Origin of the sequence: Agrobacterium sp. ST15.13.013 (genome assembly GCF_027956525.1) — a bacterium.
GTDB lineage: Bacteria > Pseudomonadota > Alphaproteobacteria > Rhizobiales > Rhizobiaceae > Agrobacterium > Agrobacterium salinitolerans.
Genome location: NZ_JAQKGP010000003.1, coordinates 47,063 through 71,293, shown reverse-complemented (window position 1 = coordinate 71,293; position 24,231 = coordinate 47,063). Strand labels below are relative to the sequence as shown.

Below are 24,231 nucleotides of genomic sequence, written 5' to 3'. Positions count from 1 at the left end.
CGAAAAATTAAGAGATTTCTAGATTAAGAGTTCATTAACCAAATCACGGCTAAATCAGCGCATCGAAACGACTCGTTAACCAAGACGAAAAAGAGGTTAACAGGCATCACGCCGCTCAGTCGTTTCCGGCGATCCCGGAATGTCCCTTCCCATTTAGCCAGCTCAGAGGGGCAATTATGACAAGCATTATCACGAATGTCGCCGCCATGTCGGCGCTTCAAACCCTGCGCGCCATCAGCGGCCAGCTCGAAGAAACCCAATCCCGTGTCTCTTCGGGCCTGCGGGTAAAATCGGCCTCCGATAACGCCGCCTATTGGTCGATCGCGACGACCATGCGTTCCGATAACATGGCTCTGTCCGCCGTTCAGGATGCGCTGGGGCTTGGCGCCGCCAAGGTCGATGTCGCTTATTCCGCGATGGAAAGCACCGTCGAAGTCGTCAAGGAAATCAAGTCGAAAATCGTCGCGGCAACCGAAGAGGGTGTCGACAAGACCAAAATCCAGGAAGAAATCGACCAGCTGAAAAAACAGCTCGAATCGATTGCACAGGGTGCATCTTTCAGTGGCGAAAACTGGCTGCTGGGCACCGGCGCCAAGACCGTCGTTTCCGGTTTTGTGCGCGATGGCGCCGGCACCGTCAGCGTCACGAAAACGGACTATACGCTTGTCGACACCACCGCCGGCACAACAACCGCCAATGTGCTTTTCGGCCTGACCGGCTCGCCCGCAACGCTTGACACGACAAAGGGCATCATCGGCCAGCCCGGCACGGCGTCCGGCATTTCCGTATGGAATATCGATCTCAAGCTCTTCAATTCTGCAACGCCGCCGACCTACACTATCGGGAACCTTCTCACCGATGTCGAAACGGCATTTCAGTCGATCAGCAGCGCATCCGCCGCTCTCGGTTCCATCAAGATGCGCATCGGCCTGCAGGAAGACTTCGTCTCAAAACTCACCGACTCCATCGACAAGGGCATCGGCCGTCTCGTCGATGCGGACATGAACGAAGAATCCACCAAGCTCAAGGCTCTTCAGACACAGCAGCAGCTTGGCATCCAGTCGCTCTCCATCGCCAATACCAGTTCCGAAAATATCCTGTCGCTATTCCGCCAGTAAGCGGCGCCCGTTGGCTACGGGCGGTTTCGTCCCGCTCTGGCAGCAACAGAATATTCGGATGTGGAAACCGCGCTTCGCAAGGGGCGCGGTTTTCCATTTGCCGCAAACTGCGTGGCACACGCATGGATCATGCAGCCGCAGGCGACAGGTTCAACAACCATGTAAACATTTGAAACTTTGGAGAGAAATGGTGCTGCTAGAGAGATTTGAACTCTCGGCCTCTCCCTTACCAAGGGAGTGCTCTACCCCTGAGCTATAGCAGCATCCGGTGCCGAAGCATTTGCTTCAGCATCAAGCGTGGCGGCCTATTGCCATAGGTTTTTGACGAGCGCAAGTCGCAAAACGATATTCTTCATCCAGCGGGGCAAAAAAGCGTGCCCCCTGTTGAAAAATACATTTTTCAGATATTGCTCATTCTATGAACGAACATCATGACAAACAGGCAAAGGCAGCGGTTTCCGCCGGTGCTTCCGCGGAGGCATCCGTCCCGGTGACCGATGGCAAGCTTCAGGCGGGGCCAGGCGAAAAGGCGCGACAGCGCGAGGCGGAGCGCAAGGCGCGCGCGGCCAAGAAGCTTCGTGAAAATCTTTTGAAGCGCAAACAGCAGGTTCGTGCCCGCCGCGCAGGCGAAGAAGACCAGACGATTGGCCTGCCTGCCGCAAAAACGGACGAATCATCCTCATAGAGAATTCACCAGCATAAAATTGAAACGCCGCGGAAACTGGTCTAAGGACACGCCTTTCCGCAAGGCACGATAGAAAGGCGGGCACAGGCCCGTAGGGACGCATGGATCGCATCAGAATTACGGGTGGCAACAAGCTCAACGGCGTCATCCCCATCTCCGGCGCAAAAAACGCCGCCTTGCCGTTGATGATCGCATCGCTTCTGACCAGCGATACTCTGACGCTCGAAAACGTCCCGCATCTGGCTGACGTGGAGCAGCTCATCCGCATTCTCGGCAATCACGGCGTGGATATTTCAGTCAACGGTCGCCGCGAAAGCCAGGGCGAGGCCTATTCCCGCACCGTGCATTTCACCTGCCGCACCATTGTCGATACCACCGCACCTTACGAGCTGGTGTCCAAGATGCGCGCAAGCTTCTGGGTCATCGGCCCGCTTCTGGCACGTGAGGGCCGCGCCCGCGTTTCGCTGCCCGGCGGCTGCGCCATCGGCACGCGCCCGGTCGACCTCTTCATCGAGGGCCTGCAGGCGCTCGGCGCAACGATGGAGATCGATGGCGGCTACATCAACGCCACCGCTCCCAAGGGCGGCTTGATCGGCGCTGTCTATACCTTCCCGAAAGTTTCCGTCGGCGCGACACATGTGATGCTGATGGCGGCAAGCCTTGCCCGCGGCACCACCGTCATCCACAACGCCGCGCGCGAGCCGGAAGTGGTCGATCTGGCCCAGTGCCTGATCGCCATGGGTGCGAAGATCGAAGGCGCCGGCACCTCCACCATCACCATCGAAGGCGTTACCTCTCTCTCCGGCGCGCGCCATCGCGTTCTGCCGGATCGTATCGAAACCGGCACCTATGCCATGGCAGTGGCAATGACCGGCGGTGACGTGGTGCTGGAAGGCACGCGCGCAGCGCTGCTCGACAACGCGCTCGACACGCTCAGGCTTGCAGGCGCCACGATCAGCGAGACGGAGACCGGCCTTCGCGTCGTGCGCAACGGCAACGGTATCCAGCCGGTCGATATCGTCACCGAACCTTTCCCCGGCTTCCCCACCGACCTGCAGGCACAGTTCATGGCGCTGATGACCCGTTCGCAGGGCGTCTCCCACATCACCGAAACCATCTTTGAAAACCGCTTCATGCATGTGCAGGAACTCGCCCGTCTCGGTGCGAAGATTTCGCTTTCCGGCCAGATGGCCCGCATCGAAGGCGTCTCCCGCCTGAAGGGCGCGCCTGTCATGGCGACCGACCTGCGCGCTTCCGTATCGCTGGTCATTGCCGGCCTCGTGGCGGAAGGCGAAACCATGGTGTCGCGCGTCTACCACCTGGATCGCGGCTTCGAACGCCTTGAGGAAAAGCTCAACCGCTGCGGTGCGCTGGTCGAACGCGTCAGCGATTGATCCTATCTTCGCCGCTCATCCGTTTTCTACCCGTTGCAGAGTGGGCCCGGACTGCCTATTTCCAATGTAAGTCATGGAAATAGCGGTCCGCACCGCAGAAGAAGGAAGAAAAAGATGAGCGGCCTGAAATTACTCGCGCTGGATACTGAAGATCTCTCCGTCATTTCGACGCATATGCAGGACAGTGTCTTCAAGCTGAAGGATGTCGCCTTCGAGCCGAAGCATGGCCAATTCACGCTTTCCGCCAACCGTTTCGTCTGGGAAAGCACTGACAAAAAGAACCTGCCGCCGGAACGCTGCCGCAGCGTCGTTTTCCTGAAACGCGTCTCCGCCGTTCGCTCGCAGTCAATCAATCTTGCCGACAGGGAGCAGGTGCTTTCGCTTCTTGCGATGCGCTTCAAACCGAACGGCGAAGGCCCTGATGGTCTTGTGGAACTGGCGCTTTCCGGCGGCGGCACCATCGCTCTTGATGTCGAATGCATCGAGGCGCAATTGACCGATGTGAGCGGCGCATGGGAAACGGCTGCCAAACCGCATCATCCAGACAGCGAATAAGCACACCGCGCCATTGCAACGGTTGCCTTTCGTCACCGTTTCGATTTATGCCACATACCAGAGCCGCAATTTTTCTGCGGTGAGTTCGTGCACCTCGCGGGTCCACCCGCGGGGACTATGAAAGGGTAATGGCGTGGCAATCTGGCTGGAGCGGGCATCGGCTGATTTCGAACAGAAATTCGCGACCTTCCTGACAACCAAGAGAGAAGTTTCCGAAGACGTCAACGCAACCGTTCGCGACATCATCGACGATGTCCGCCATCGCGGCGATGCGGCCCTTGCCCATTATTCCCAGAAATTCGACGGTATCGATTTCACCAAGGTTTCGATGCGTGTCACGGCGGATGAAATCGACGCGGCCTTTGCCGCCGTCGACAGCGGCGTGATCGAGGCGCTTGAACTTGCCGCCCGTCGTATCGAAAAACACCATGCACGGCAGATGCCGAAGGATGACATCTACGAGGACGAGATCGGCGTGGGCCTCGGCTCGCGCTGGACCGCCATCGAGGCCGTCGGCCTTTATGTGCCGGGTGGTACCGCCAGCTATCCAAGCTCCGTCCTGATGAACGCGGTGCCGGCAAAGGTTGCCGGTGTGGAGCGCATCGTCATGGTCGTGCCGGCCAATGGTGGCGCGGTCAATCCGGCGGTGCTGGCTGCGGCGCGTATTGCGGGCGTCGAGGAAATCTATCGCATCGGCGGCGCGCAGGCTGTGGCCGCACTTGCCTATGGCACGCAAACCATCGCGCCGGTCGCCAAGATCGTCGGCCCCGGCAATGCCTATGTGGCGGCCGCAAAACGCCAGGTCTTCGGCACCGTCGGCATCGACATGATCGCCGGGCCTTCCGAAGTGCTTGTCATCGCCGACAAGGACAATGATCCGGACTGGCTGGCCGCCGATCTTCTGGCGCAGGCGGAGCACGATCGCGGCGCGCAGTCCATCCTCATCACCGACAACACCGAACTCGGCAAGGCCGTTGAAGCGGCTGTCGAGCGGCAGTTGAAGCGCCTGTCACGCTCCGAGACGGCGGCGGCAAGCTGGGCAGATTTCGGCGCGGTCATCCTGGTCGAAAATCTCGCCGACGCCATTCCGCTCGCCAACCGCATCGCCGCCGAGCATCTGGAACTTGCCGTCGATGACCCGGATGCGCTGATGGCCAACATCCGCAATGCGGGTGCGATCTTCGTCGGGCGTCATACACCCGAAGTAATCGGCGATTATGTCGGCGGTTCCAACCACGTTCTGCCGACGGCACGCTCGGCGCGCTTCTCCTCCGGCCTTTCGGTGCTGGATTTCGTCAAGCGCACGTCGATCCTGCGGCTCGGGCCGGAGCAGTTGCGACAGCTTGCGCCCGCGGCGATCACCCTTGCCTGCTCCGAGGGACTGGATGCGCATGCGCGTTCGGTCTCCATTCGCCTCAATCCGGAAAGTTAAGCGATGGCTTCAGGCGATTTCCGGCTCTGCGACGTGGTACTGGACGACAGCATCGGCCGGTCCACGCCCGACGTTGAGCATGAACGCGCCGTCGCCATTTTCGATCTGATTGAAGAAAACAGCTTCGAACCCTTCGGCCATGATGGCGGCCCCTATCGGCTGCATATATCGCTGGTCGATTCCAAGCTGGTTTTCTCAATCCGCACCGAAGACGAGAAGGATGTCGCGACCCATATTCTGTCGCTGACGCCGTTCCGCCGCATCATCAAGGATTATTTCCTGATCTGCGAAAGCTATTACGAGGCGATCCGCTCCTCTACGCCGAGCCAGATCGAGGCTATCGACATGGGCCGGCGCGGCATTCACAATGACGGCTCGCAGACGCTGATGGACCGGCTTTCCGGCAAGATCAGGATAGATTTCGACACGGCGCGCCGCCTCTTCACCCTTGTCTGTGTGCTTTATTGGCGGGGTTAGAGATGATCGATCCTGCCGCAGCACCAAACGAGGGACGAGCGCCCAAATCGGTCCTCTTCATGTGCGGCATGAACTCCATCCGTTCCCCCATGGCGGAGGTCATCGCCAAACGGCTGGTGGCGCCCGGCATCTATATACAGTCGGCAGGCGTGCGGGCCGGCGAGCGCGATCCCTTCGTGGATGCCGTACTGGAAGAGCAAGGATTTTCGCTCGGCAAGCACAAACCACGCACTCTTGACGAGATCGAGGATGATTTTTTCGATCTGATCATTACATTGACACCCGAAGCTCATCATGCCGCACTGGAACTGACGCGCTCGAATTCACTGGACGTGGTCTATTGGCCGACCATGGACCCGACGGTGATCACAGGCACGCGCGAGCAGATCCTCGACGCCTATCGCGAGGTACGGGACCATCTGGCTAAGCTGATCTCGGAACGACTGCCGAGGCGGCAGCAGCCGGTGGCGGATACGCTTTCAAAAGACTGAAAACTGCCTCGGCCTGTTAAAATCAATCGCGATTTCCAAGCCGATGCTTTAGAGGTTCACAAATGTGCCGGGATTGTGTAGTTTCCGCGCAATTTTCCCGGACTCGATATGTCCGGCACTATCAACAGGAAGAAAACCCTTACATGACAAAAGAAGAAGTCCTTGAATTCCCGGGCATCGTAACCGAATTGCTGCCGAACGCAACATTCCGCGTGAAGCTTGAGAACGACCACGAAATCATCGCCCACACGGCGGGCCGCATGCGCAAGAACCGTATCCGCGTTCTGGCCGGCGACAAGGTGCTGGTCGAAATGACGCCTTACGACCTCACCAAGGGCCGCATCACCTATCGCTTCAAGTAATCCACCTTCCGCATCGGACGCCCGGGCAGCGCAATGACCAATTCAAAACAAAAGCTCGTTCTGGCATCCGGCTCGCCGCGGCGTCTGGAGCTGCTGCATCAGATCGGCATCGAGCCTGCACGTCTGATGCCGATGGATATTGACGAGACGCCGGCCAAGCTCGAGCACCCGCGCACGCTCTGCCGCCGTCTGTCATTGCAGAAGGCGGAAGCCGCGCAGACGGCGCTGAAGAACGAGCAGGCGTGGAAAGACGCCTATGTCCTGGGATCCGATACGGTGGTCGCCGTCGGTCGCCGCATCGTCGGCAAGGCTGAATATACGGAAGAGGCCTCCGCGGCGCTGCATCTTCTCTCGGGGCGCAGCCATTGGGTCTATACCGGCATCTGTCTTGTGACCCCCGGCGGCAAAATCCGGCAGAAGGTGGCGGAGACCAAGGTGCGCTTCAAGCGCCTCTCCACGCGCGAGATCGAGGCTTACATCTCCTCGGGCCAGTGGCGCGGCAAAGCGGGAGCTTATGGTATCCAGGGCATTGCCGGCGCATTCGTACAGAAACTGACCGGCTCCTATACCAATGTCGTCGGCCTGCCGCTTTACGAAACCATGTCGCTTCTTTCTGGAGAAGGATTTGAAGTGACTTCGGGCTGGCTCGAAGGATAGGCCATGGCAAAGTCCACCACTGAAGGCGCCGGAACCGTCACCCCGCTTCGCAAATCCCAGCCATGCCCTGAATGCGGGCGGCCCTCGACACGCGAAGACTATCCTTTCTGTTCGGATCGCTGCCGCTCGCTCGATCTTGCCCGCTGGCTGAACGGCTCCTACGCCATTCCGGTTGCGGACGATGAAAGCAGCGCCAGCGGACAGGACGGCGGCAAGAATAACGCCGAATAGGACCCGCATCGCCGGAAACTTCGGCAGTGAATTGCATAAAATTTTCAGAGCGACCGCTCGAACCAAATATTCACCGGGCTACCAACGGCCCGAAAAGCCATATCAGAACCGGCTGACGCCCTCCCCCGCCAGCCTTGAGGTCTTGCGATGGACGCGGGCTTGCAGAAGAGAGTGAGCCATGGCGCGGTGCTGGCCGTTTGCCTTGCCATCGGCGCAACGGTGCTGCTGGCCAATGACAGGAAACATCTCAAAAGCCTGCTGATTTATCTCAATCTGGCATCCACCACAGGCTCCGTGGAACCACCGCCGAAGATGAAGCCCGTCAAACGGCAGAAACCGGTTGCCCCAAAAGTCTCTCTGCCGCCCCACCTGCTGAAATTCGAGCAAGCGGGCGACAGGGCATCTCTTGCCCGCGATTTCGTTGTTTCCGGCAAGGAGCTTTGCGACCGCATTACTGCCGCAGGTTTTTCCAACTCACAGGGCTGGCACGCGAGCCCGGTCAACATCCGCAATTTCGAATGCATGGCCGATCTTGCGGCAGGAAACGCATCAGACCCGGCCGAGCGGGCATCGCTCTTTCTCGAAATAAGGGGGCAAGCCTCGGGACAAATTCGCTCCATCAGGATGAAGGCCGTCGCGCCCAAGACACCGGACGGAGCGGCCGTTCTGACAAAGCTCGATGAAGCGGTCGCCATGATTATCGGACAGACACGCTGGGCCGATTTGGCGGACATGCTTGAGCCGGCACGCCGGATGCAGCCCTATCAGGCACAACATTTCGGTATTTCGGTTTCCATAAAACCGGAACCAACGGCGCCGCACCGCCTGAACGTGATTTTGCTCGCAAGCGAACAATCGCCGGGGTTGAAGCTGACACGCAGTTTCTTCGACCGGGATCGCTGGCTTAGCCCAGCCGCTCCACCGGATCGGCCGGCGATCTATGCTTCCGCCAAGAAAGACCGTGTACGGTAAGGCGAAGGCCGCTCAGCCTATTGCAGCCAGCTTGCGCCGCACCGGCGGAATCCTGTCGCTTTGCAGGGTCTGACGTTTGGCCTCCCACTGAAGCGCCGTGCGAACGATTGTCGCCAGATCGTTGAAGCGGGGACGCCAGCCCAGTTCCGACTGGATACGCGACGAATCCGCCACCATGGCCGCAATATCGCCCGGGCGGCGCGGACAATGGATAATCGGGAAATCGCGTCCCGATTCCCGCTGCACAGCCTGCAGGACCTCCAGAACCGAATAACCGACGCCATAACCGCAATTGAGTGTGCGGGTGCCGCCACCGGCACGCAGATGCGCCATGGCCAGCATATGTGCGTCGATCAGGTCGCTGACGTGAATATAGTCGCGAACACCGGTGCCATCGGCGGTCGGGTAATCCGTTCCGTAAACTTCCACCCGGTCGCGACGACCGTTTGCCGTTTCGCAGGCGACTTTGATGAGGTTCGCAACGCCCGTGGGCGAAGGCCCGGCGCGGCCCTGCGGGTCGGCTCCGGCGACATTGAAATAACGCAGCGCCACATAGTTGAAAACATGCGCCTGCACGACATCGCGCAGCATGATTTCGGACGCCAGCTTCGACAGGCCGTAAGGATTTTCCGGGCTGAGGATCGCGGTTTCAGGAACGGGACCATCAAAGGGCTGGTTTCCATATACGGCGGCTGTCGAGGAGAAGATGAAATTGCGAATGCCATGGCTCACCGCCGCAGCGACGAGGGCGCGGGTAGTGCCCGTATTGTTTTCGTAATATTCGAGCGGCTGACTGATGGATTCAGGAACGCTGACAGAGCCTGCGAAATGGAAAATGGTTTCGATCCGGTTTTCTTCGAAAATCTGGTCGAGCAGGGCGCGGTCCGCCGCATCGCCCAGGTAAAAACGCGCCGCAGGCGCAACAGCCCAGCGCGACCCCGTTGAAAGCCGGTCGACAACAACGACCTCTTCCCCGGCGTCGAGCAAAGCCCACACCATGTGGCTTCCTATATAACCGGCCCCACCCGTGACCAGAACAGCCATGACACTACTTCCCTGTTTGCTTTTCTTGAGCTCATCAAAGCCAATAATTCTTCATCATTGATTACTTGCACAGCGAATACGCGGCCAATCCACCGCCCCATTAAAAAGGTGGCTTACGATTAGTTAGCGCAATGAAGTGCTTTTTATTTATTAGTGAAAATGTTCTCATAAATGGAACAAGGAGCGCATATCACAGAAAACGCCCCACGTCGATGGTTGCGCCGTGGGGTTGCAGTTTTAGGCCTTCGCTGTGATTTTGTTGTCGATTTCCCTACCGCAGCGCGATCCCGGCACGGCAGGGAAAACCCTGGCACGGAAAGCCGACGCTTACCTGCCGAGGATATAGGATGCCAGCCGATCGGCCGCGTCTTCCATCTGCCTGGGGTTGCGCAGGAAGCAGGCGCGGAGAAAAAGCTCCCCTCCCGGGCCAAAGGCCGTGCCGGGCGCAAGACCGACCCCGGTCTTGTCGACGATATCGAGCGCGGTGGCCCGACTGTCCGTCACGCCGTCTATCTTGAGAAAGGCATAGAGAGCGCCGTCGGGCTTCAGGGTTTCCACACGGTTCGTCGCGATGAGCGCATCGCAGAGAATGTCGCGGGAGGTCAAAGCGCGTTGGTAATTCTCGCGGACGAAACCATCGCCGTGATCGAGGGCGGCGACCGCGCCGCGCTGCATGAATTGCGCCACGCCTGAGGTGGAATATTGAATGAGATTCTCGATCACCTGGCCGATGGCAGGCGGGGCGACAAGCCAGCCGACGCGCCAGCCGGTCATGGACCAGTTCTTCGAGAAGGAATTGGCGAAGACGATCTTGTCGTCCGGCTCCATGACATCAAGGAAGGATGGCGCACGGCTGCCGGAATAGTGATAAAGCGCATAAATCTCGTCGGCGACGATCCACAGATCGTGTTTGCGGGCAAGCGCCAGAACATCACGAAGATTGTCGAGGGTCGCCGTCCAGCCGGTGGGATTGGAAGGGGTATTGATGAAAAGCGCCTTCGTCTTATCCGTGATCGCGCTTTCCAGCCTGTTGATATCGAGATCCCAGCGGCCGTCGCGGAAATCGATACCGACCGGAACGGCCTTCGCACCCGCCACGCCAATGGCGGCGACGATATTCGGCCATGTCGGAGACAGATAGACCATTTCGTCACCGGGCGAGGTCAGCGCCTGCACGGCAAGCACGATAGCCTGCATGCCGGAACCGGTCGCGTAAAAATGCTCCGGCGGCAGCGACGCTGCGAAATGCCGCTCGTAATAACGGCTCAGCGCCTGGCGCAATTCCGGAATGCCGCGCTGCCAGGTGTAGAAGGTTTCGCCGTTGTTCAGCCCATCGATGGCGGCCTGATTGATGAAATCCGGGCTCGGCAGATCGCCCTCGCCGACCCACAACGGCAGGAGATTGTCCCGCCCCCGGGCATAATTCACGACTTCAACGATGCCGCTCTCGGGAGCCGCCAGAGAGCGCGCACTCAGACTGTTCAAAATGGACATTAAAGACACTCCGTTTGGTGCCTTCTTATCGCATCGAACCAGCCATGTGCATGATATTCCGTGAGGCGATCATGGATTTTCTTTATGGATCGGCGCTAACGGGAATCCGCCGGCCACTACAGGCCGGCGGATAAAGGCGGGCGTAACCGGATCAGCGCGTCTTCAAAAGATCGCGGATTTCGGTCAGGAGCCTGACGTCTTCCGGCGGCGGGGCAGCTGCCGGCTTTTCCTCTACCTTCTTGCGTTCAACGGAATCACGAAGCTTGTTGACGCCCTTGACCATCAGGAAAATGATCCAGGCAAGAATAAGAAAGTTGATGAGAACCGTCAGAAAGTTGCCGTAGGCGAAGACGGCGCCCTGATCGCGGGCGGCGGCGAGCGACGTGGCGTTGACATTGGAACTCAGCGGCAGAAAGTAGTTCGAAAAATCGAAACCGCCGAAGATCGCGCCAACAATCGGCATAATGAGATCGTTGACGACGGAGTCGACGATCTTGCTGAAAGCCGCACCGATAATAACACCCACGGCCAGATCCATGACATTGCCGCGGGCAATGAAGGTTTTAAATTCGTTAAGCATTCAGATTGTCCCTCTCTCCTGCTTCGCGAGCTGAAGCTATGTGACTGTCGCTACGGATGGAACCATATAAGGTCCGGGCATCATTTGGAATCCGCGGGATTGCATTTATTAGCTTTTCTGCACGCTCACCTTGAACTTTATGCTCAGACCGCGCTCATTCTCAACGGCGAAGAATTCGCCTATGCTCATATCAAGGAATTCCTGCATGGGGAGGATGCGTGCTTCCTGGGTGGATCATATTCGGTTCGGCCTTCGCTTACGTCCTGCTGCTGTTTGCGGTTGCAAGCTATGGGGACAGGAAGAGCCGTAAGAGAAACGCTCCGAACAAGGGGCGCCCGTTCGTCTATGCGCTTAGCCTGGCGATCTATTGCACCTCCTGGACCTATTTCGGCGGTGTGGGGCTCGCGGCAGACAGGGGGCTGGAATTTCTTGGCATCTATACCGGTCCGATCCTTGCCTTCACCATCGGCATGCCGATCATCCGCCGCATCGTCGAACTGGCGAAAACGGAAAAGCTGACGTCCGTTGCGGATTTCATTGCCGCCCGTTACGGCAAGAACTCCACCGTGGCGATGATCGTCGCCATCATCGCTCTCGTCGGCGCCATTCCCTATATCGCGCTGCAGCTGAAAGCCGTTTCCAGCTCGGTCGCGACGATGGTCGATCCCGGCGATTACGGCATTGGCAGCGGCAATCTTTATTTCCTCGATCTGCCGCTGGTCGTCACCATTGTCATGGCGGGTTTTGCCGTGATGTTCGGGACACGCCACACCGATGCCACCGAACATCAGGACGGGCTCATTCTGGCGATTTCGATGGAATCGCTGATCAAGCTTGTCGCCATGTGCACCGTCGGCTTTTATGTGCTCTTCGTGCTTTTCGACGGCCCCGTGCATCTGTGGCAGCTGGCCTCCGACAACGAACAGGCCATGCGGGCCATATCCCATCACACGCCCGTCAGCCGCTGGGTCGTGATGACGCTGCTTTCCTGCTTCGCCATCATCCTGCTGCCGCGCCAGTTCCACGTTACCGTGGTTGAAAACCGCACGCCGCAAGAGCTGCGCATGGCGGGGTTCCTGCTGCCGCTCTACCTTGTCGCGATCAATATCTTCGTGTTGCCGATTGCGCTGGCCGGCATTCTGACGCTCGGCGCCAATGGCGACGCCGACCTCTACGTGCTGCAATTGCCGCTCAATCATCAGATGCCGGTGGTGTCGCTGATCACCTTCATCGGTGGATTTTCGGCGGCGACTGCGATGGTGATCGTCGCTTCGGTGGCCCTATCGATCATGATTTCCAACGATATCGTCATGCCGATCTTCCTGCGGCAGAAGCTGCTGAACCGTTCGCCGCACCGGGACGACTTCGCCAAGACGCTGCTCAACATCCGCAGGACGGCAATCTTTGCGGTGCTGCTTCTGGGCTATGGCTATTATCGCGCCGCCGACAGCGCCACGGGCCTCGCATCCATCGGCCTTCTCGCATTCGCCGCCATTGCCCAGATGGCCCCTGCTTTGTTCGGCGGGCTGTTCTGGCGGCGCGCCAATGCGCGCGGTGCAATCGCCGGGCTGACTTCCGGCTTTTTCGTCTGGGCCTATCTGCTGTTCCTGCCAAGCTTCGGCGGACCGGATAATTCCGAAGTCGCCGCAAATATTCTCGGCTTCCTGTTTTCCGGCAGCACGGTGTTCAACGGGCCTGAAGCCGATCCATTCGTGAATGCGGTCATTCTCAGCCTGCTCGTCAACAGCCTTGCCTTTGTGCTCGGCTCGCTTTCGCGCAATCCGAGGCCGGTTGAGCGCATCCAGTCCGGCATCTTCGTCAAGCGCCACTCCAAATCGCAATTCGCCACGCGCGGCTGGAAAACCCGTGTCAGCGTCGGCGATCTCAAAAGCGCGGTCGCCCGTTATCTCGGCGAGGAGCGCATGCTGCGGTCACTCGCCACCTATGAAAAGACGGCGGGCAGGAAACTGAATGACGACCAGCCGGCGGATATGGCGCTGATCCATTTCTCCGAACAGCTGCTGGGCAGCGCCATCGGCTCCTCTTCCGCCCGCCTTGTGCTCTCGATCATTCTTCAGAAGGCGGAAGACACCAGCGCCGACACGGCATGGCTGCTCGACCAGGCAAGCGAGGCCCTGCAATATAATCAGGACATGCTGCAAACGGCGCTGGCCCAGATGGATCAGGGCATTGCAGTTTTCGACAGTTCGCAGCAGCTGACCATCTGGAACCGGCGCTTCCGCACCCTTCTGGATTTGCCCGAGCAATTCGGGCAGGTGGGCGTACCGCTCACGGATATCGTTTCGATGCTGCAGGAACGCGGCGACATGCCTGACGGCGACACGAATGAGCTGATTACCAGCTTCCTGACCATGGACCTGCCCTTCTCGCTGGTGCTGGCGGGCGGCGAACGCATCATCGAAGTGCGCTCCAACACCATGCCGGACAAGGGCATTGTCGCCACCTTCACCGATATTACCCAGCGTGTGGCGAGCGATCAGGCGCTGAAACAGGCAAACGAGACGCTGGAGCAGCGCGTGGCGGAGCGAACCGTGGAGCTTACCCGGGTCAACCGCGAACTGGCGGAAGCGAGGGCATCCGCCGACGAGGCGAATATCGGCAAGACACGGTTTTTCGCCGCCGCCGGCCACGATATTCTCCAGCCGCTGAATGCCGCCCGCCTCTATTCTTCCTCTCTGGTCGAGCGGCTTGGCGCATCGGGAGAAAGCGATCTCGTCCACAATATCGATTCGGCGCTGGAATCGGTCGAAACCATTCTCGGTGCGGTTCTCGATATTTCCCGCCTCGACACCGGCTCGATGAAGGCCCGCATGACATCGGTGCCGCTGAATGAATTGCTGAAACGCATCGAAACCGATTTCGCACCGATGGCGCAGGAGAAGAACCTCGACCTTGTCGTCATGCCGACCTCGCTCACGGTCCGCTCCGATCCCAATCTGCTGCGGCGTCTGATCCAAAATCTGGTTTCCAATGCCATCAAATATACGTTGAGGGGCAAGGTGATCGTCGGTGCGCGCCGCCGGGGCGGCGAAGTGGTCATTCAGGTGACGGACTCCGGTATCGGCATCCCCTCATCCAAATTTCGCACCGTCTTCAAGGAATTCGCCCGATTGGACGAAGGCGCCAAAACGGCATCCGGCCTCGGGCTCGGTCTCTCCATCGTCGACCGGCTGTCGCGCATGCTACACCATCCGGTACAGCTGATTTCCACCCCCGGGAAAGGCACGACCTTCCGCATTCACCTGCCGCGCGAAGCGGACCGCCTCGAACCGGCCAAAACCGATGGCGGGACAATCGGTCCCGCAGCCAGCGATCGCCTTCAGGGCGTCCGCGTCCTTTGCATCGACAACGAGCCGAAAATCCTCGAGGGCATGACTCTGCTCTTGACGGGATGGGGTTGCGAGGTTTTACCCGCTGGTTCCGTGGCGACGCTGGAGGAACCCTTCCTCGCTTTGGCCGCAGCACCCGACGTCATCGTTGCCGATTACCATCTGGACGATGGCGACGGCATCAGCGCTATCCGTCTCATCCGGACATTTTACGGCAAGCCGATCCCCGCCCTGCTTGTGACGGCGGACCGCAGCCCGGAAGTGCGCAGCGACGCCGAGAAATACGGGATTTCGGTTCAGCACAAACCGGTCAAGCCGGCGGCGCTCCGAGCCTATATCAACCAGATTTCCAGTACGGCGCGGGCGGCGGCCGAATAAAAACTCCCGGACCTTGCAATCCGGGAGCGGTATTGGCCTAAAAAAAAACAGAGGTATCAGGCCGCCTGATTGTAGCGATCCTTGCCGGCCACTGCCCCCTGCTCCATTTGGAACCGCTGCACCAGATCGAGCAGCGCTTCCACCTCACCGGACAGTACCCGGCTGGCCGCACTCGACTGTTCGGCAAGCGCCGCATTCTGCTGCGTCATCTGGTCCATCTGGTTGACGGAGCTGTTGACGTTGTGAAGCGCGGAAGACTGGTCCTGCGTTGCCGTTGCGATGGTTTCGACATGCTGGCTGACGGTCACGATCTGCTGGCTGATGGCGGAAAGAACCGTACCCGCCTCCTGTACCAGCTTCGAACCGGAGCTGACCTCATGCGTCGACTGGTTGATGAGCTGCTTGATCTCGCGGGCCGCGTCGGCGGAGCGCTGGGCAAGCTCGCGCACTTCCTGGGCTACAACAGCAAAACCCTTGCCCGCCTCGCCCGCACGCGCGGCCTCGATGCCGGCATTGAGCGCGAGAAGATTGGTCTGGAAGGCGATGTCGTCGATAACCTCGATGATCTGCTCGATCTTGCGCGAGGCGTCTTCGATGCGGCCCATGGCGTCCACGGCGTTGCTGACGACCGAACCGGAACTGTCGGCGCTCCGCTTGGTGACGAGGACGGCCTCATTCGCCTCCCGCGCCCGCTCGGCCGATGATCTGACGGTAACCGTGATTTCATCTACGGCGGCGGCGGTCTCTTCCAGCGAAGCGGCCTGATTTTCGGTACGCTTCGACAGATCGACCGACGACTGCTCGATTTCAAAGCCGCTATGCTGGATGATAAGCGTGCGCTCGCGGATCTGCCCCAGCGCATCGCGCAGGTTCAGGAGGGATTCGTTGAAGTCCGTGCGCAGGCGGTCAAGGCGGCCCGCAAAAGGCGTCTCGATCGTGCGGCTCAGATCGCCACGCGAAAGCCTGCCGAGACCGGAAGCAATCTCGCTGACGGCAAATTCGATCTGGCTATCCATTTCCTGCTTCTCGGCATCGTTGCGAGAACGTTCGGACTCGGCTGCGGAGCGTTCCTCGGCGCTCTTGCCCTCAATCGCCAGTTTCTCGATCGCGTTCTCGCGGAAAATTACCAGCGCGCGGGCGATATTACCGAACTCATTGGTGTTGGCGGCGTAGGGAATCTGTGTGTCGAGATTACCGTCCGAAAGCGATTTCACCGCATCGGTCAACTTGCCAAGCGGCTGAAGTGTGCGCTTGATGACGAAATAGGCGAGCAATCCGACGCCAAGCATGGCGAGCGCGCCACAGATCAGCATCAGGTCACGCAGGCTGTATATCTGCGCATTGTAAACTTCCATGGGAACACCCACGAACAGGATGCCAACGGTTGCGCCTGTCTTGTTCAGAACGGGCATGTAACCCGTCATGTAGTTGGTGCCGAAAAGTGTGGCGGGACCGAAATAGGATTCGCCTTTCGAGACTTTCGCGAAAGCAGGGTGATCGGCGGCGAGTTTCGTGCCGGTTGCCCGTTCGCCCTTTTCATTTTTCAGATTGGTGGTTAGACGGACGTAGTCCCCGGCCCTGGTTTCAAAGACGGTGGCGATGCCTCCGTTTGCTGCGGCCGTGCGATCGACGAGATCGTTGTCGCGCAATGTCCCGATACTGGCGCGGCCGACACTCTTCAACTCCGCTTCGACCAGTTCAAGAGCGACGCCGCCGACTTTCATCTCGTAGAGGATAGCCATGCTGCGCATCGCGCCGCGCGTGTCGCGCAAGGCGGTGGTGATAATGTTGTCCTTCAAGCGAATGTAGGTCGAAAACCCAACTGCCGCCACACTGAGCGCGATCATGCCGATCGTCAGTGCGACGACCTTTCCAGCAACGGACTTAAAGAGGCGGTTATGCATGAAACAGTTCCCCAAAGCCAAACCTGCGACAGTTTTAGCTGGCAACTGTTAAAAAACGCGAAATACAGGAAACCGCCGGTCCCCGGCCCATATACGGCAATGGAGCGGCCCGAAACGACTGGTTTACGGCACGGGAAACCCGTTCACCATCAGTGGATATAACCGAGCCGGATGGCTTTGGCGATCGCCTGGATGCGGTTGACGCTATCGAGCTTGATCGTCGCCGAGCCGAGATAGGCGTTGACGGTGTGCACGGAAAGCCCGAGCTTGACCGCGATCTCTTCGCTGATACGGCCGTCCCCCGCCAGTTGCAGGCAGGCGATTTCCCTCTCGCTCAGCGCCTCGGAAGGCGCCGCCTTGCGCTCGTCCAGCGCCAGCATGTCCACCATGATTTCACAGCATTTGATGTGCTGTTCGATGACGACCTCATTGTCGAGAACGAGGTTGGTGCCGCAGAAAACGATGTAACCATTGCCAATGGTGCCGAGTCGAACCGGAAGCGCGAGCCCAGCATAGGGCAATATGTCGTTCTCGATGCGGCGCAGAAGTGCAGGCACATCGGGAAGGTCGGCAAAACCGCCAGCGTTCTTGTTGCGCCAGATGACCGGCAGGAGCGATGTCTCGATATGATCGAGCAGAATGTCGCCGACCGCGCGGATGAACTGCGCGCTCTGTTCTGCGGCATTCATGCCCCAGTTTTCCAGCTCGCAAGTCATCTTCTTCTTGTTGGGGAAACCGGAAGCGGCAGCCTTCGTGACCACGAAGTTGCGCGCGCCAACCAGCTTCTGCATGGCGACAAGCTTCGGAAAAAGATCCGACCGGCTCGTCACGACAGGGCTGCGATAAAACATGCCCGTCTGACCTGTACCCTCAGTGTCTTTCGTCTGTACCATCCGTCCGACCATTATACGAGGTTGTTGCGCACGGCATAGGCAATCGCCTCCGAGCGGGTTTTCGTCGCGGTTTTCCGCATCACGCTTGTAATGTAATTATTGATCGTATTGCGCGAAATGCCAAGGATCATCGCAATTTCATCGCTCGTCTTGCCTTCCGCGATCCAGAACAGGCATTCGAGCTCGCGCTCCGTGAGATCGATATCGCGAACGGTCTTTGCTTCGCTGGCAATGCCGAAGCTGACGCAATAGCCCGTCAACAGGGCGATTTCCCTAAGACGCTCCGGTGACGGAACCGCTTCTTCCGGAAACAACAGCAGAAGGGAAAGGCGGATGCGGCCCACGCAGAAGGAGAGTGCCGAATATTGCCTGTCTATGCCATAGGGAACCAGAACGTCGTCAGGCAGGAGAAGCAATCGTGGCTGAAGCAGCGAAAGGCATTTCTCCATTTCGCTAGACCGGTTCTGGCTGTTGGTGAGTTCAATACCCAGCCTGCGGACCAGATCGAAAGGCCAGTCGGACGTGACGATGAATTTCAGTCCGGTTTCTTCGAGAAGATCATCCCGCGCCAGCAGATAGTGCGAGGCGCCAGCGTAGGTTACGAGCAGATCCAGTGCGCCTGCAACGTTACCGGCAGCAGCCGTGGCTGCGACGTTTTTAGCAAGCTGATCGCGCGGCAAGGGCTTACCCATGCCCTCCATAGGCTTGGCAGACAGCCTGCGGATATCAACATCGACTTTCAATCGCCTACGCCCTCTTGCTCCCAGTGGGAGATTATACCTCGGGATGGAATCATTCCATTCGAGAACTTACCAAAATGGGACGGCAAGCCCCCGGAGACCGAATCACTTCATTTTATGGAACGGACTGGGATTTGCCATTAGCTGACAACAGCCTTTCCACGTATTTCCCTGCTCGTCTATTACTAAAAAAACATACTGAAAAGCTGTTCAATCCATAAACGGCATTCTCAGCCAATTCCCAGCAAACTGTATCGTTGCTGAATTTTTTGTAAACACTGTCCCGAAACGAGATTGCCACGGCTCGCCCGCCAAGCATAGCAAAAAGCCCAAAAACGGAAAAAGGCCGGGTAAAACCGGCCTTTTCGATATTATGCTGCTTTTTCCACCGCCCATTTGCGCAGGATCTTGGCGGCTCTTTCCTCGCTGATTTCCACCATGCGGGAGAGCCTGCGTTCCGGCCCTTCGCGCACCCGGCGGTTGAATGTGCCCTCGCCATCGTTTCCTGCCAGAAGGTCGTCGGTGCTGTCGAAGCCGAAATCCGCCCCGAAACCTTCCATGAGACCGCCAGCGCCCGCATCCATGCCGGGAGAGAAATCCGGTAGTTCGAGACCGGCGGCCTCCTGGCTGAGCTGACCGGCGGCGGCGTTGCCGGTCACCGTGCGGACTAGGGGGCGCACTCCGAGCCAGACGACAAGGAAGGCGACGGCGACAAAGGCGAGCGAGTTGATGATACCTGCGGAATTGCGGCTCAGCACTTCCATGACGCCGGGTCCGGTTGCGGCCTCGTCCAGCAATTGCGTTTCGAGGAAGTCCATTGCCGTCAGGGTGACCATGTCGCCACGATCGGAAGAAATGCCCGCTGCCGAGGTGACGATCTTCTGCATTTCGGCAAGATAGGCGTCGATCTTCGCCTGATCGGCTGGCTCGCCGACCATCTTGGCGATCCGGCCCTTGTTGACGACGACTGCGACCGAAATCTTTTCGACGGTGTAGCCGTTCTTGACCGTGGCTACCGTCTTGGAATTGATCTCGTAATTGGTCTGTTCTTCCTTCTTGGCCGACTGGTCGGAGGACTGCGGGCCGCCGCCGCCGCCCTGGGGTGCAGCCTGCGGTACGTTCTGTTCCACGGTCGCGGCCGTGTCCGGCTGCGTTTCCTGGGACTTCTGGTCTTCCTTTACCGTGCGCACGGAGCGCTCGACGCGCGATTCCGGATCGTAGACGGTTTCCTGGATCTGGCGGCTGTCGGTATTGAGCTGGGCCGTGACGCTGGAGCGGAAATTGTCCATGCCGAGGAAAGGCGCCAGCGCCTTGTCGATATTGGTTTCGATTTCCTGCTGCACGTTCTGCGCTAGCGTCAGCGAACGGTTCATGGCGGCATTGGTGACATCGTCGCCGGAAGCCAGAAGCTGGCCTGTCGAATCAAGCAGGGTCACATCATCGACTTCAAGGCCGGGAACCGCCGAGGCGACAAGGTGACGGATGGATGCGGACGCCTTGCGGCCGGCCGAGGCACTGGCGCGAATCATCACCGATGCGGTGGGCTTCTGTTCGCCTCGGCGGAAATTGCCGACGTCAGGCATGACGATATGGACGCGTGCAGCCGCGATGCCGTCGATCTGCTGGATGGAGCGGCCGATCTCGCCCTCAAGGGCGCGAACGCGTGTCACTTCCTGCATGAAGGAGGTCAGACCGAGGGAGCCGACATTGTCGAAAAGCTCGTAACCGGCATTGGCGCTGTCAGGCAGGCCGCGTTCTGCCAGAAGCAGCCGCGCCTTGGACGTGAGCCCGACGGGGACCTGAAGACTGGAGCCATCGGTTCCCACCTGAAAGTCGAGACCCGACTCGGCGAGCGCAATGCTAATCTTGTTGAGGTCGCTCTTTTCAAGCCCCACATAGAGGGTCTCGTAAGCGGGACGGTTCACATAAAGAGCCGCCGCGAGGATAATGGCCATGGATACAACGCCCACGCCGCCCAACATCAGCAGCCGCGTCTGCCCCAGCGCCGCGACATTCTTCAAGACCTGAGGGATTTGATTTAACAGATTCATTCTGTTCCGCACCGTCATTCATAGAGTCCGAGACCTTTTGGCCCCGTAATGACAATAGGGTGCGAAGCTTGCGCGAGCGTTGCCTTTCTCCGCATTCCGCGCGGGAAGGCAGGAAACGCAGATCTGCTCTAGAACAGGTCGAAGTCGCCCGAGGCCTTGTCCAGGGGCTGCGAGTGGCCGTGGCGGTAGGCAGCGCCAAGGGCTTTTTGCATCTCGGCCAGCTTCACCAGGCTGAGCGCGGTGCTGACATCCACGATCCATTCACTGGATATGGAGCCTGTGATGGTATCGATGAATTCGGCAAGGCCACGGGTCTTCTGCACGGCCAGGTCGATACCCTGCAGAAGCTTTACGCCGTCGGCGGACAATTGACCGCTGGTCACATCAAGCAATTGCGGTTCGATGCGCTCGATGAGATAGGCGACATCGTGCAGTTCCGATACCACCCGCATCAGCACATCCGGCAGGGCTTCTTCGAACGGAGTTGCGGCGGTGGGTTCTGCAAGCTGCATTGGAAACTCCGTGACTAAAAAAATTCGATGTCGTTGGCGACTGGCTTGGGGGCCGGCGCCGGACGCGTTTCCAGAGCAACCGTCTTCTGGGTTTCCGCGCCGCTGAGCGGATGTTGACGGGCGCGACCGGAGACCGGCCAGAATTCGATCTTGCGACCATGATCGCCCCCCGTGGAAGAGCTTATGACCGGAATGCCTTCGTCCTTCAGAAACTGCATGGCGAAGATGGCGTTCTGCTCACCGACATTGGAGAAGCTGGCAATCGTCTTGGCGCCGCCGAAAACCTTGGCTTCCAGCCGGTCGCGCCGCGCACCCTTCTTCAGCAGCCCGTTGATGAGAAGCTCCATGAGATGCACGCCATAACGCGTCGCATCTCCGCCGGTCACGCTCCCCGTTCCCGGCAGCAGGAAGTGGTTCATGCCTCCCACGCCGGCAACGGGATCTCTCAGACAGGCGGCCACGCACGAGCCGAGTATCGTCGTCATCACCACATCGGGATCGCTGACGACCTTGTACTCGCCCTGAATGATATGTACGCGCTTGGCCGCAGCTTCAATCATTTCAGCGATCCGAAAACCGCCTCGATCGCGGCGCGCATCTTGTCGATCGTGAAGGGCTTGGCCAGCACGTTGTTGGCGCCGAGCTGGGCCGCCTTCTGCACCAGCGCGCGGTCGCCCTGCGCGGTGAGGATGATGAAGGCGGCTTTCTTGGTGGTCGGGTTGGCCCTGACGGCGTGCAGGAAACCGAGACCGTCCATCTTCGGCATGTTGAAATCGGAAATGACGAGATGATGGGGCTGCTGCTCCATGATCTTCATTCCCTGCTCGCCGTCACCGGCGGCGGTGATCTGCTTGAAGCCGAGCTGTGTCAGCGCATCGCTGAGGAGCAGCCGGCTGGTCACCTGATCGTCAACGATCAGAACTTTGATCTTTTCTGCGAGAGACATTAGTCAGCACCTTCTTTGCGGGCAGTGGTTAGTTTCAGGATTTCTTCGCCGATGGAGGCCAGCGGGAGTTGCTGTTCCACGGCGCCAAGTTCATAGGCCACGCGGGGCATGCCGTAGACGACACATGTTTTTTCGTTCTGGCCGACCGTGCGTGCGCCGGCATGACGCATCTTCAACAGGCCGGCAGCGCCATCGCGGCCCATGCCTGTGAGAATGACGCCGACGGCGTTGCGACCGGCAAGCTCGGCCACCGAATCGAACAACACGTCGACTGAAGGACGGTGGCCGTTGACGGGATCGCGCTCAACAAGCCGGCAGCAGGGTGCGGACCGGTTGGCGATCTGCAAATGGCGCTCGCCGCCTGGCGCAAGATAGATCTTGCCGGTCTGCAGACGCGCACCGTCCGTTGCCTCTTCCACCACGGGCGCGCAGATGCGGTTCAACCGTTCGGCGAAACTCTTGGTGAAGGTCGGCGGCATGTGCTGGGTGATGACGGTCGGCGGGCAATTGGCCGGGAACTTCTGCAGCACGGCGATCAACGCTTCGACACCGCCCGTGGAGGAACCGATGGCCACGACCTTGCGCCCTGCGCGATATTCACTGACCGGGGTTGGCTGCGGCGCTGCGGCGGCGTCCGGGCGCGTCGCGCGGTAGGCGGCGTGTTGCGAGCGGGCGGCGGCCTTCACCTTGTCGGCCAGATCGCCGAAAGGGCGTACATCGCCCGGCGCCGGCTTGCCGACACAGTCGAAGGCGCCGATTTCAAGCGCGGCGAGCGACGCATCCGCGCCGCGATGGGTCAGCGACGAGACCATGATGACCGGCATGGGCCGCAGGCGCATGATCTTTTCGAGAAATTCCAGCCCGTTCATTTCGGGCATCTCGATATCGAGCGTCACGACATCGGGATTGAGCTGCTTGATGGCGGCGCGCGCTTCCATGGCGTTGCCGGCCTGCCCAACCACCTCAACCTCCGGATCGGCCTTGAGGACAGCCGAAATCAGGCCGCGCATGGTGGGGGAATCATCGACGACGAGTACCCGTGCGAGTGCGCTCATGCCTTCCTCCCCGAAGCGTTGCCAGTGAAGCGGTAGGTGGTGATACCCGTATTGTCGAACAGGTTCTTGGCGTCACCGGAGACGCGTTCGGAATGCCCGATATAAAGATGACCGCCTTCCGGAAGCAGCCCGGCGAAACGCGACCATATGCGCATCTGCGTCGGCTCGTCGAAATAGATTACGACGTTGCGGCAGAAGATCACGTCGAAATTGCCCTTGAAGGGCCATTGCGTCATCAGGTTCAATTCGTTGAAGGTGATGAGGCGCTTGACCTTGTCGTCGATGCGGAACTTGCGGCGACCGCCGGCATCGACCTCCGTGAACCATTGCTTGCGCATGGCGGGAGACACGGTTTCGAGCGCATTGTCGTCATAGACCCCTGCCCGGGCCTGCGCCAAAATCTTCGGGTCGATATCCGTTGCGAGGATCTTGAAATCGTAATCCGCCGCATTCGGAAACATGGCGAGCACGGTAAGCGCGATGGAATAGGGCTCCTGCCCGTCCGAGCAGGCCGCCGACCAGATGCGGACACGTCCGCCGCCCTTCGCCCGCGCGATGAGACCCGGCAGGACCTCGTCACGCAGATGTTCGAAATGATGGTTCTCGCGGAAGAAGCGGGTGAAATTGGTCGTGAGATGCGACAGCATTTCGCGCCGCGCCTGCGCGCCATCCGGCGAGGACACCAGTGCGCAATATTCGCGGAAACCCGACAGGCCGAGATTGCGGATATGCTTCGACAGGCGGGAATAGACCAGCGACGCCTTGGTGTCGTTGAGATAAATGCCTGCATCGGCATAGATCATCGCCGCGATTTCCGACAAGTCGCGTCTCGTCAGCGGGTATTCGCCGCTGGCAAGAACCTCGTCGGGAGACTGGCGCTGATCGCTGAAATTAAGTGCTGCCATGAACG

23 protein-coding genes, 1 tRNA gene and 2 pseudogenes are annotated in these 24,231 nt (G+C 59.3%); 13 read left to right on the top strand and 13 right to left on the bottom strand.

Annotated features, from left to right (window positions below):
• Positions 1–176: 176 nt before the first annotated feature.
• On the top strand, positions 177–1,118 hold the full coding sequence (locus PL597_RS04005) for a flagellin N-terminal helical domain-containing protein (RefSeq protein ID WP_077985423.1): 942 nt from the start codon (positions 177–179) through the stop codon (positions 1,116–1,118).
• 188 nt (positions 1,119–1,306) lie between these two features.
• On the opposite strand, the gene PL597_RS04000 is transcribed toward PL597_RS04005, so the two are convergent.
• A tRNA-Thr gene (locus tag PL597_RS04000) sits at positions 1,307–1,381 on the bottom strand.
• 155 nt (positions 1,382–1,536) lie between these two features.
• Here PL597_RS04000 and PL597_RS03995 point away from each other — a divergent pair.
• From PL597_RS03995 to PL597_RS03950, 10 genes are all read left to right on the top strand, one after another.
• Positions 1,537–1,803, top strand: coding sequence for a hypothetical protein (locus PL597_RS03995; RefSeq protein ID WP_191217077.1), 267 nt, complete (start codon positions 1,537–1,539; stop codon positions 1,801–1,803).
• Between the two features lie 101 nt (positions 1,804–1,904).
• Complete coding sequence (gene murA / locus PL597_RS03990; RefSeq protein WP_077985421.1) at positions 1,905–3,197, top strand: UDP-N-acetylglucosamine 1-carboxyvinyltransferase; 1,293 nt, start codon at positions 1,905–1,907, stop codon at positions 3,195–3,197.
• A gap of 114 nt (positions 3,198–3,311) precedes the next feature.
• Positions 3,312–3,752: a DUF2948 family protein gene (locus PL597_RS03985; protein WP_080791387.1), complete on the top strand. Its 441-nt coding sequence runs from the start codon at positions 3,312–3,314 to the stop codon at positions 3,750–3,752.
• A 133-nt stretch (positions 3,753–3,885) separates the two neighbouring features.
• Complete coding sequence (hisD, locus tag PL597_RS03980; RefSeq protein ID WP_142912718.1) at positions 3,886–5,184, top strand: histidinol dehydrogenase; 1,299 nt, start codon at positions 3,886–3,888, stop codon at positions 5,182–5,184.
• A gap of 3 nt (positions 5,185–5,187) precedes the next feature.
• A complete protein-coding gene (locus PL597_RS03975) occupies positions 5,188–5,661 on the top strand; it encodes a UPF0262 family protein (protein WP_137409753.1) in 474 nt (157 codons plus the stop codon).
• 2 nt (positions 5,662–5,663) lie between these two features.
• Positions 5,664–6,152, top strand: a complete 489-nt coding sequence (locus tag PL597_RS03970) for an arsenate-mycothiol transferase ArsC (RefSeq protein ID WP_004432476.1) — start codon at positions 5,664–5,666, stop codon at positions 6,150–6,152.
• A gap of 143 nt (positions 6,153–6,295) precedes the next feature.
• Entirely contained in the window at positions 6,296–6,514 is a 219-nt protein-coding gene (gene infA, locus PL597_RS03965) for a translation initiation factor IF-1 (RefSeq protein ID WP_003503453.1), read from the top strand.
• A gap of 33 nt (positions 6,515–6,547) precedes the next feature.
• Complete coding sequence (locus PL597_RS03960; protein ID WP_077985417.1) at positions 6,548–7,171, top strand: Maf-like protein; 624 nt, start codon at positions 6,548–6,550, stop codon at positions 7,169–7,171.
• Positions 7,172–7,174: 3 nt separating this feature from the next.
• Entirely contained in the window at positions 7,175–7,402 is a 228-nt protein-coding gene (gene yacG / locus PL597_RS03955; protein ID WP_077985416.1) for a DNA gyrase inhibitor YacG, read from the top strand.
• Positions 7,403–7,549: 147 nt separating this feature from the next.
• Entirely contained in the window at positions 7,550–8,374 is an 825-nt protein-coding gene (locus PL597_RS03950) for a DUF6030 family protein (RefSeq protein ID WP_271364631.1), read from the top strand.
• A 12-nt stretch (positions 8,375–8,386) separates the two neighbouring features.
• Here the strand turns inward: PL597_RS03950 and galE are convergent, their stop codons facing one another.
• From galE to mscL, 3 genes are all read right to left on the bottom strand, one after another.
• Positions 8,387–9,418, bottom strand: a complete 1,032-nt coding sequence (gene galE / locus PL597_RS03945; protein ID WP_191217080.1) for a UDP-glucose 4-epimerase GalE — start codon at positions 9,416–9,418, stop codon at positions 8,387–8,389.
• A gap of 327 nt (positions 9,419–9,745) precedes the next feature.
• Positions 9,746–10,912, bottom strand: coding sequence for a pyridoxal phosphate-dependent aminotransferase (locus PL597_RS03940; RefSeq protein WP_142912716.1), 1,167 nt, complete (start codon positions 10,910–10,912; stop codon positions 9,746–9,748).
• A gap of 151 nt (positions 10,913–11,063) precedes the next feature.
• Positions 11,064–11,492, bottom strand: coding sequence for a large conductance mechanosensitive channel protein MscL (gene mscL / locus PL597_RS03935; protein ID WP_077985413.1), 429 nt, complete (start codon positions 11,490–11,492; stop codon positions 11,064–11,066).
• Between the two features lie 218 nt (positions 11,493–11,710).
• On the opposite strand from mscL, the pseudogene PL597_RS03930 reads away from it, so the two are divergent.
• Positions 11,711–14,762, top strand: a pseudogene (locus tag PL597_RS03930) (sensor histidine kinase); the annotation flags it as partial.
• Between the two features lie 74 nt (positions 14,763–14,836).
• Positions 14,837–15,220 (top strand): annotated as a pseudogene (locus tag PL597_RS26295) (response regulator); the annotation flags it as partial.
• Between the two features lie 56 nt (positions 15,221–15,276).
• On the opposite strand, the gene PL597_RS03925 reads toward PL597_RS26295, so the two are convergent.
• From PL597_RS03925 to cheR, 9 genes are all read right to left on the bottom strand, one after another.
• Positions 15,277–17,124, bottom strand: a complete 1,848-nt coding sequence (locus PL597_RS03925) for a methyl-accepting chemotaxis protein (protein WP_077985411.1) — start codon at positions 17,122–17,124, stop codon at positions 15,277–15,279.
• A gap of 149 nt (positions 17,125–17,273) precedes the next feature.
• Positions 17,274–17,975 (bottom strand): transcriptional regulator VisR, encoded by a 702-nt coding sequence (gene visR / locus PL597_RS03920; RefSeq protein WP_162520484.1) that lies wholly within the window; start codon positions 17,973–17,975, stop codon positions 17,274–17,276.
• Positions 17,976–18,028: 53 nt separating this feature from the next.
• Positions 18,029–18,760 carry a transcriptional regulator VisN gene (gene visN / locus PL597_RS03915; protein WP_162520460.1) on the bottom strand — a complete coding sequence of 244 codons (732 nt, stop codon included), beginning with the start codon at positions 18,758–18,760 and terminating at the stop codon, positions 18,029–18,031.
• A gap of 368 nt (positions 18,761–19,128) precedes the next feature.
• Positions 19,129–20,808, bottom strand: a complete 1,680-nt coding sequence (gene fliF / locus PL597_RS03910; protein ID WP_165691365.1) for a flagellar basal-body MS-ring/collar protein FliF — start codon at positions 20,806–20,808, stop codon at positions 19,129–19,131.
• A gap of 128 nt (positions 20,809–20,936) precedes the next feature.
• The gene (cheT, locus tag PL597_RS03905) at positions 20,937–21,320 is read right to left on the bottom strand and encodes a chemotaxis protein CheT (protein WP_077985408.1); all 384 of its coding nucleotides are present in this window, start codon (positions 21,318–21,320) and stop codon (positions 20,937–20,939) included.
• A gap of 14 nt (positions 21,321–21,334) precedes the next feature.
• A complete protein-coding gene (gene cheD, locus PL597_RS03900) occupies positions 21,335–21,880 on the bottom strand; it encodes a chemoreceptor glutamine deamidase CheD (protein WP_077985407.1) in 546 nt (181 codons plus the stop codon).
• Positions 21,877–22,266: a chemotaxis response regulator CheY2 gene (gene cheY2 / locus PL597_RS03895; protein ID WP_003503467.1), complete on the bottom strand. Its 390-nt coding sequence runs from the start codon at positions 22,264–22,266 to the stop codon at positions 21,877–21,879. The genes cheD and cheY2 overlap by 4 nt, the downstream gene beginning before the upstream one ends.
• Entirely contained in the window at positions 22,266–23,321 is a 1,056-nt protein-coding gene (gene cheB, locus PL597_RS03890) for a protein-glutamate O-methylesterase CheB (RefSeq protein ID WP_077985406.1), read from the bottom strand. Before cheB ends, cheY2 begins: the two co-directional genes overlap by 1 nt.
• The gene (cheR, locus tag PL597_RS03885) at positions 23,318–24,226 is read right to left on the bottom strand and encodes a protein-glutamate O-methyltransferase CheR (protein WP_271364630.1); all 909 of its coding nucleotides are present in this window, start codon (positions 24,224–24,226) and stop codon (positions 23,318–23,320) included. The genes cheB and cheR overlap by 4 nt, the downstream gene beginning before the upstream one ends.
• Positions 24,227–24,231 lie beyond the last annotated feature (5 nt).